The 8,643-nt window shown below is 52.9% G+C and carries 6 protein-coding genes and 1 pseudogene; 4 read left to right on the top strand and 3 right to left on the bottom strand.

All coding sequences use genetic code 11. From position 1 onward, the window contains the following. Positions 1–884, top strand: a pseudogene (locus tag DTL42_RS26275) (hypothetical protein); the annotation flags it as partial. Positions 885–1,109: 225 nt separating this feature from the next. After that, positions 1,110–1,976 carry a class I SAM-dependent methyltransferase gene (locus DTL42_RS11240; protein ID WP_158545326.1) on the top strand — a complete coding sequence of 289 codons (867 nt, stop codon included), beginning with the start codon at positions 1,110–1,112 and terminating at the stop codon, positions 1,974–1,976. Here the strand turns inward: DTL42_RS11240 and DTL42_RS11235 are convergent. The 3 genes from DTL42_RS11235 to DTL42_RS11225 form a co-directional block, all read right to left on the bottom strand. Next, positions 1,916–2,617: a potassium channel family protein gene (locus DTL42_RS11235; protein ID WP_147274248.1), complete on the bottom strand. Its 702-nt coding sequence runs from the start codon at positions 2,615–2,617 to the stop codon at positions 1,916–1,918. The genes DTL42_RS11240 and DTL42_RS11235 overlap by 61 nt on opposite strands. Before the next feature lie 437 nt (positions 2,618–3,054). Then, positions 3,055–4,575, bottom strand: a complete 1,521-nt coding sequence (locus DTL42_RS11230; protein WP_114368808.1) for a hypothetical protein — start codon at positions 4,573–4,575, stop codon at positions 3,055–3,057. A gap of 170 nt (positions 4,576–4,745) precedes the next feature. Next, complete coding sequence (locus DTL42_RS11225) at positions 4,746–5,258, bottom strand: hypothetical protein (RefSeq protein WP_234824169.1); 513 nt, start codon at positions 5,256–5,258, stop codon at positions 4,746–4,748. A gap of 257 nt (positions 5,259–5,515) precedes the next feature. Here DTL42_RS11225 and DTL42_RS11220 point away from each other — a divergent pair, with 257 nt between their 5' ends. Together DTL42_RS11220 and DTL42_RS11215 are read left to right on the top strand one after the other, a co-directional pair. Beyond that, positions 5,516–8,161, top strand: a complete 2,646-nt coding sequence (locus tag DTL42_RS11220) for a chemotaxis protein CheW (RefSeq protein ID WP_114368807.1) — start codon at positions 5,516–5,518, stop codon at positions 8,159–8,161. Continuing rightward, on the top strand, positions 8,158–8,613 hold the full coding sequence (locus DTL42_RS11215; RefSeq protein WP_158545325.1) for a chemotaxis protein CheW: 456 nt from the start codon (positions 8,158–8,160) through the stop codon (positions 8,611–8,613). The genes DTL42_RS11220 and DTL42_RS11215 overlap by 4 nt, the downstream gene beginning before the upstream one ends. Positions 8,614–8,643 lie beyond the last annotated feature (30 nt).

Raw genomic sequence — 8,643 nt, 5'->3', positions numbered from 1 at the left:
GTGAACGCCCTGGCCCTGGTGAACGCCCTGGCCCTGGTGAACGCCCTGGCCCTGGTGAACGCCCTGGCCCTGGTGAACGCCCTGGCCCTGGTGAACGCCCTGGCCCTGGTGAACGACCTGGCCCTGGTGAACGACCTGGGCATCGGCCAGGAGATGGGCATCGGCCCGACTACGATCACATTCGCGATAAGTGGTCGCATCGTCCGCCAGGGAATCGTCCCTTCAATCCGAATTGGTGGGACGGCAACCACTATCACAACAATCCGAACTGGCATTGGCACAACCACTGGAATCACTATCCACCAGGCTGGTGCTGGCGACCGGCGACTTGGGTGACCTTCGGTACTTGGTTTACCTGGGGTGCCTGGGCACAGCCGTATGCCTACGATTACGGCTCGACGGTCGTTTATCGCGATAACTATGTGTACGTCGACAACCAGCAGTACGCTTCCGCAGCTCAGTACTACGATCAAGCGGTTAGTATTGCCGACAGTGTTCCGCAGGATGTCGACGATGCCAAAGTCGAATGGATGCCCTTAGGCGTCTTTGCGATCTCAGAGGAATCAGCGACCGATACCGGTATGATGATTCAACTGGCCGTTAGCAAGGAAGGTATCATTGCCGGAACGTTCTACAACGACATTACCGGTACCGACCGACCGTTAGAAGGAATGGTCGATCAGAAGACCCAGCGTGCCGCCTGGAAGTTCGCCGATGGCAAGGATCAAGACATCGTTATGGAAACAGGGATCTATAACCTGACCCAAAACGAAGCAACGGCTTTGGTGCACTTTGGCCAAGAGCAAACGCAAACTTGGATAATGGTCCGTTTGGCAGAACCGAAGCAGGACGAACCAGGAGAGACGCCAGCGATCCCGCAGTAACTTGCGGCGTTGCTGCTGTTCTGAATGAAAAAGATTGTCGCACGATTCGGTTATCGGATCGTGCGACTTTTCTTTCTTGCCTTAAGATGTGGGGCTAATTGGGGGCAAGCGAGCATTTTTCTGCATGTTGAAGCCTGGAAACAGAAAACGAACACTCGCAAATAGTTTAAGGTAAAAGCTGCGTCCATCTCTTTTGAAACCAATTTGTGCCCCGCAGTGTTGTTTGTGAATTCTAAGATCCCCATCGCGTTGAACAGCATACAGCGAACGCTGCTGATAACGTTGGGTGGCAGAGCGGATGAAAGCCAACTTGCCGATTCGTTACTGCAAGATCGGTTTGCGGAACAAGCCAAGCAGTGCATCGACTTCGACTTTTCCACGCTCCGTCTTTCTCACGATGGGCTTGTCGCCCTGGCCGTACGTGCCCACACCTTGGATACTTGGATTCGAGAGTTTATTGCCAGCCACACACGTTGCCAGGTGATTCACTTGGGCTGCGGTTTAGATAGCCGCGTCTTTCGAGTGGATCCTTCCTCTGACATTCCTTGGTGGGAAGTGGACTTTCCCGAGGTAATTCAGCTGCGACGGGCTCTCTTTCCGGAACGTGCTAGTTGCCGATATCGTGAGACTTCCGTTCTCGCCCAAGGCTGGCTGGATAAGATCGATCCTCAACGCGAGGTCATGGTGGTGGCCGAGGGAATCTTCGCTTACTTGTCACCAGGGGAAGTAAAGCAAGTTTTGGCAGATATCGTGTCGACGTTTCCTGCCGGGGAAATCGTTTTCGACGCCTACAACCGGTGGGGAATCTCGTTCTTGAATTCCCTCCCTTCGCTCCGGCAAGCAGGCGTAAAGCTGCAGTTTGCCTTGGATGATCCGCAGCAGTTAGTAGACCGCGTGCCTGGTTTGACGCTCTGCGAAGAACAAAGCGGCGCACCACGCGAACAGATTCTGCGTGCCTCGCCCTGGATGCGTTGGGGATATCGTCTAACGCAGGCATTTCCCAAGTTAAGACGCATGGGGCAATTGCTGCGTTATCGCTTTGGTGATTGCGCCACGGCGCGAGGCGAGTTCGGAAGCATGTTCACCAAGTAGGCGACCAGCACTGCTAGGTAGAACTGCCCCGTGACCGATTGCATCCAGGCGAGCGTCCGCGAAAGAGGTGTCGTGGGAATGATATCCCCATAACCCAAGGTCGACATCGTAACAAAACTGAAATAGAGGAACGTCGAGAGGTGGGGGTGATCGTCGCGTCCTAGGTCGAACTGGGGAAAATAAAACGGAGCATCCTCGATGAACATCAAAGCCGAATAACCCAACGCCCACATAAAACCAAGCAGCAAGTAAACGCAGGCCGCACCGAGAAGTGCGTCCGGCTTGGCCTGGTATTCGACTAAAATAGATTTCAGCAAGATAACTGCGGTTAGACCTAGAAAAAGAAAGCCCACGACATACTTGGCAACGGAAACGCTTCCGTTCGGAAAAAATAGCGAGCCCCAGTGTAGCCCGATGCCGATCATGGCCGCCCCACCGACCACCCAAAACATGATGCGCCGGTTCCAATTTGTGTAAATGGACGATACGAACACCAGCGTCAAAAAGCTGAGTTGAAGATACTTTCCGAAGCCGTCGTTCTCAAACAATGGGCCGACCACAACCGCAGCAAGTAGCGAGAGAAGCAACAGCGAAAAGCGAAGCCGGTTACTCCGGGCAGGCAAGGGGTGATTATTCGACACGGAGTGGTCTCTCGGAAATGACGAACAAGAGGTTTTAGGGCGTTATGAGGACGACTACGCCATCAAAGGGAACGAGGGAAGTTCCGTAATTCCTGATAGATTGACGGCCAGACAAGATTCCTACGTATCTGCCCCCGAATTGTAACACATAGGGCTGGCTGTAGTTTCCGCGACAAACTCATTCTTCGGCCTACGTCGCGAATTGATGCTGCTTTAATTCCGCTTCGGCCAGAACGCGTGGCATGCTGGTCTTGAAGACCAAAGTTTGCGTCACATCGTTCGCCCTGCACTTTTTCGGGAATATCGAGACGTCGCGAACAAAGAGAAACGCAACGTCGACCTCTGGTGCTGATGATTCCCTTCGGTTGGACGGCGCAAACCTTATCGCCGTCCAACACGGAACGTATCAAGAGAAAACTAAACTACGAACGCGTTACTTAGAATTCAACTCCGTATTTTTGTGTCATCTTGCGGCGAATATCTGCGGAAGCTCCGTCCAATTCGCTGATGACTTGGTTGGCCGAGCGAGCTCCCTTGATGTTTTCTTCTGTGCGAACTTGGGCTTGCAGTTGCCCGGTACGCTGCCAATCTGGGGTCGCATTCCAACCATTCCAACTGTACCCGCCACTCCAGCCGGTCACACCGACAGGCTCCGAGTAAGTTGAAATGTCGTATTGTTCTGGCACCTGCTGCGAACGAATTCGCTTGCGAGCCGCCGCATCGGTAACATCCGTACTGCCACCTCGAAGGGTGTCGGAGACGTACTTACCGTAGTCGAGCAACTCAGGGTCGACATTGGCGATCGGCAAGCGATCGATCCGGCGAGCATACTTGTCGAACCAAACGCTGATTTGTCCAAGCGTGGTACGGTTCTTCTTGTCGCTTCGTAGTTCATCCAAGAGCGAAACGACTGACTTGTAATATAGTTTGGAAGCGGCGATGGTCAGGTCCTTTTCAGACTGAGCATCCGAACTTTGGGGATCCCCCTTCGACTTTAGTACAGCCTCTTGCAGCGAAGGAGGCGTTTCGACCAGGCTCAAAATCCGACGCAGTCCACTGGGGTAAAGCTTGCCGGTGAGTTGAATCGTCTTGCCATTGATGGTCGGGGTCCAGTCGCGTAATTCTTCGATCATCATTCCTTGGCGTCCAAGCACTTCCAACAGCAGCGGCTTGGCGGTATCGCCAAGAAAGCTGACGTCGCTGCCGAAGTCAACTTTGACCGCGCCGACCATCTCTTGACGAACTGTCACGCCAAGCGAAATGCCACGGATGGAACTCAACGCTTCGGCTAATTTATCGAGATCGATATCTTTGCCCTTGAGCGATTCCAATTGATCTAAACGGGGACGAATTTGACTAGATGCCAACGCATGGGTCAGATCGAGGGCAACAATGATCGGGGAACCTTTGTCGGCGAACGATTCTGCTTCGGCCAGGTAAGGGCTGAGGCCACGCAGCGAATTGTCGTAATAGCGATTGATCCATTGGGCCGCATCTTGCCGGTTGGCTGGCATGCCGTAGCCAACGATGTTCTCGACGAACTTAACGATATAAATATCACCGGGAATGACCGCCACCGAGCGATTGGCGATCTTATCGGTGGTGCCTTGATAGCGGACGGCGATCTTGGCAATAGAAGGATCGTAAGCCAATTTTATTAGGCCAACTTGCCAGTCCGCTTGCTTGGTCGCTAGGTCAAGCTTGGCGGCTGCCACAAACTCTACGGCTTGTGGCGGCACCATTCCTAGACCTGCTTCAAACACCTTTTCTTGCTGCCCACGCCAATTCTGGGACTTGCCCAGCGGGCTGTTTTGTAGCTGTTGGACATCAATGAAGACGATCGTATTAGCACCGTCGGGAATACGTTTGCTCAATTCCCGGAACTGAGCCTGGGAGATCGAACCAAGGGTGCTAAAGATGAAAAGGGCTAACAAACCCCATTGAAAAGGGCGGTTCATGGTTGTCAATCCTGTGGTTTCTCGGTCGGCGATAAGAATACAGACAGTGAGTATTGTCTAACCAGTTTATCACCGACGAGATGGCGAAACCACGCAAAACAGGCCAGGTTTCATTAAGAAAAAAAGAGGTTTCCCCAATTCTGCCCCTGGCAAACGAGTGGAAAGTGGTGCTATAGCCAGTGGTGGACTATTTCTTCCACTTGAGAGCCTTCGAGGGTCTCGTGGGCGAGCAGGTCGTCGACAATGCCAGCCAACGCAGCCCACTGGCGGTCTTGATTTAGCAACTGATAGAGCTTACGAGTTGCTTCCTCTAAATACGCCATCCTTTTCGACTCGTTGGGAATAATCGTTTCCGCCGCAAGCCAGGCCGCTTGCCAGTCGCCCGACCATTCGGCGACGTAGCCTGGATGATAGGGATCGCCTGTGTAAATCATCTCGGAAACTGGCCCTGCCAGCGCCACCAAGACCAGCTTTTCATGAAGCGTCTTGGTGGGAAATTGATTGAGCGGCCATTCGACTTGGATTTCAGCAAAGCGATCTGGCCCGTCGTCCTTGTCTGGTTCCAAGGTGACATAACGGACCCGTGCTCCGACAAGGATCGCGACCAAAGCATGGCCCGCTTCGTGGTAGGCATTGATATCTTCCATCACGTTGATTGTAAGCAAATTGCTTTGGAAAACCATCGCGTGTTGTGTGACCTAAAGACGTCCTTCGGGTTCCTTCGCAGCCAATCTTTCAGGGGCACTTCTGCGCCTTAGTCGATTGCCAAACTGCCTTCCGCAACGGCCTTGATAAACGTCACTGCTGCGGAAATCCCTACAAACGGAACTCAAAGTTTGCGCTAAACCGAAATTCGGTTTCTACTCCCTCGTTCTCTTTCGCTTTTGCTTGATTGCAACCTAAATCTTTGCAAACCGATACCTGAACGTGGAGACCTCCCATGTCGTTTGATGATCCGGCACTACTGGCCGAGTTTGTTACTGAATCTCGAGAACATCTCGCAGATGTCGAAGGGCAATTGCTCGAAATCGAATCTAGTGGGGCGGATATCGATGTTGACTTAGTGAACCAAGTGTTCCGTGCGATCCACTCGATCAAAGGAGCTGCCGGGTTCATGGGGCTAACTCGAATCAACGAATTAGCCCACGCGCTTGAGAACATTCTCGGCAAAATGCGGACGAAGGAGTTGGCACCCAATTCGGTCATCGTTGACGTGATGCTCAAAGCATCTGACGCCTTGTCAGGGCTGATCAACGATGTGGAAAACTCCAACGATGTCGATGTCTCCTTACATATAGAGCGTTTAAACGAAATCAACGAGGGCTCTTGCGAGACTGCCGCTGCTAAGGCAACCGAAGAAATCGCGAGCAAGCCAGCAGCGCCAGTGGCCGTAGAGCCAAGTGTGCCAGCGTCACCAGCGTCGCCAGAAAGAGAAGCTACGCCGGAAGCTGCTACACCCACGCGAACCGCGCATGTGGAATCGAGTATTCGCGTGCCGGTGGGAGTGTTAGACCGCTTAATGAACTTGGCGGGCGAACTCGTGCTCGGTCGAAATCAATTACTGCAAACGGTCAGCAATAACGAAGGCAACGGCATGCAAGCAGTTGCGGCCCGCATGGACCAAGTCACCAGCGAACTGCAAGAGGCCATCATGCAGACACGCATGCAGCCGATTGGCAACGTGTTCAACAAGTTCCCGCGCGTGGTTCGTGATCTTTCGGCCAAACTTGGTAAGCAGTGCCAAGTGGTCATGGAAGGTGGCGAAGTCGAGGTCGACAAGACAATCATCGAAGCGATCGGTGACCCTCTGACTCACATGGTCCGCAACTCGGTCGACCATGGCGTCGAAATGCCTGAACAGCGGATGAAAAACGCGAAGGAGCCAACCGGGACGATTACCTTACGAGCCTACCATCAAGCAGGAAAAGTGCGGATTGATATCTGCGACGATGGGGGAGGAATCGACACGAAGCGACTCAAAGAAAAAGCGGTCAGCAAAGGCATTGTTACCGCCGAACGTGCCGCACAGATGTCGGAACGAGATGCCGTGTGGTTGATTTTTCATCCTGGCTTTTCGATGGCCGAAAAGATCAGCGATGTCAGTGGGCGCGGCGTGGGGATGGATGTCGTCCGTACTAACATTGAAAAGATCGGCGGGGCGGTCGATATCGAATCGAAGTTGGGCAAGGGAACCACCATTCAGATCACGCTACCGCTGACGTTGGCGATTATTCCTTCCATGCTGATCCGAAGCCACGGACGACGATTCGCGATTCCTCAGGTCAACATCGTGGAACTTGTTCGCGTGCGAGCCAGTGAAGCAAATCAGCGGATAAGCAAAGTGAAGGGAGCTCACGTTCTGCGACTTCGCGGGGCATTGCTTCCCTTGGTGGAACTGGATGGTGTGCTCGATTTCGGTGAGGCTGGCATCGGCCTGGGCTTTGGAGAAAAGGCACGCCAGATCGTCGTCGTCGAAAGTGGTCAGTTCCGCTATGGACTTGTGGTTGATGAAATCGACGATTCAGAAGAAATCGTGGTGAAACCGTTAGGAAAACACCTTAAATCGTGTACCTGCCTAGCCGGAGCAACGATCCTTGGCGATGGCCATGTGGCACCGATTCTCGATGTTTCAGGTATCGCCGCCAAGAGCGATCTACGCACACACGAGCAGGAAAAACAGAAAGCCGGCGCCTCAGAAGAAGCGATGAGCAAGGGCGAACGTCAATCCTTGCTCATGTTCACGAATGCTCCGAACGAGCAGTTCGCGATACCCATGAGCTTGATTTCTCGCATTGAACGTATTCGTTCCGACCAGATCGACATGGTGGGTGGCCAGGAACTGTTACAGTATCGTGGCACTTCCTTGCCGCTGTTGGTCATCGAACAATTTATCAAAGCTCAGCCACGACCAGAAATGGACCATGTTCATGTGGTTGTCTTCCAAATTCAAGGAAGAGAGATCGGGCTGATTGCTGCTGACTTGAATGATATCCTCGATATCTCGGTCGAGATCGATGGAAGCACGTTCCGAGAACCTGGCGTCGCCGGTTCGATCGTTGTCGACGATAAGACCGTGCGAATGCTTGACCTGTACGAGTTGGCTCTCGCTTCGCATCCCAAGTGGTTCGAGGACAAGCCTAAAATTCACGCCCATGTCGAAGAGAAACCTTATAGCATTCTGCTAGTTGAAGATTCTTCCTTCTTCCGCAAACAGGCCAAAGAGTATTTGGTGTCTGAAGGCTTCCATGTGGTGGATGTCGAAGATGGCCAGGTTGGCTGGGAAACCTTGATCTCGGGTGAAGAAGATATCGACCTGGTGATCACCGATATTGAAATGCCGCGGATGAACGGTTTCGAGTTGACCCGCAAGATTAAAACCGACTCGACTTTGCAAGTTCTGCCGGTGATCGCATTGACCTCGCTAGCCAGTGACGAAGATCAGCAGACCGGTCGAGAAGCAGGCGTGGATGACTATCAAATCAAGATGAATCGCGAACGTGTTATGGCTTCCGTTTGGCGGTTGCTAACCCAAAACGGTCGTAGTCGAACGAATTCAACCGCTGTCGCCGAAGGATGCCTATCATGAGTGCTACTAAAACAAGCCGAGCCAAAGCATGCGAACTGCAACTCGCGACCTTTTACGTTGGCGACCTGCTGTTGGCATTGCCCATAGATTACGTGCAAGAGATCAACCGTAATTTGGATCTCACGGAAGTTCCTCACGCGCCTGAGCATGTACGTGGTGTCATTAACTTGCGTGGTGATGTGGCAACGGTAATCGATTTACGACGCATCCTAGGTTTCTCACCGGCTGAGGTTGCCCCGCAAAGTCGGAACTTGATTGTTCGTTCCGGCGGCGAGTCGATTGGCCTGTGGGTGGATCAGATCGCAGACATTATCACGGTTTCTAGCGATGAAATCGGCCCGGCACCCGCTAACGTGTCAGGCGTCGAAGGGCGATTCTTCAAGGGCGTTTATCGCACGGAAACCGACATTGTCGTACTGTTAGACACCGGCGAAGCGTTGTCGGTTGAATAAGAACAATTCTTCCGAAAGCGGCAAGGCTGT

The organism is Bremerella cremea (assembly GCF_003335505.1).
Lineage (GTDB): Bacteria > Planctomycetota > Planctomycetia > Pirellulales > Pirellulaceae > Bremerella > Bremerella cremea_A.
This window is presented reverse-complemented; position numbering and strand designations above follow the sequence as displayed.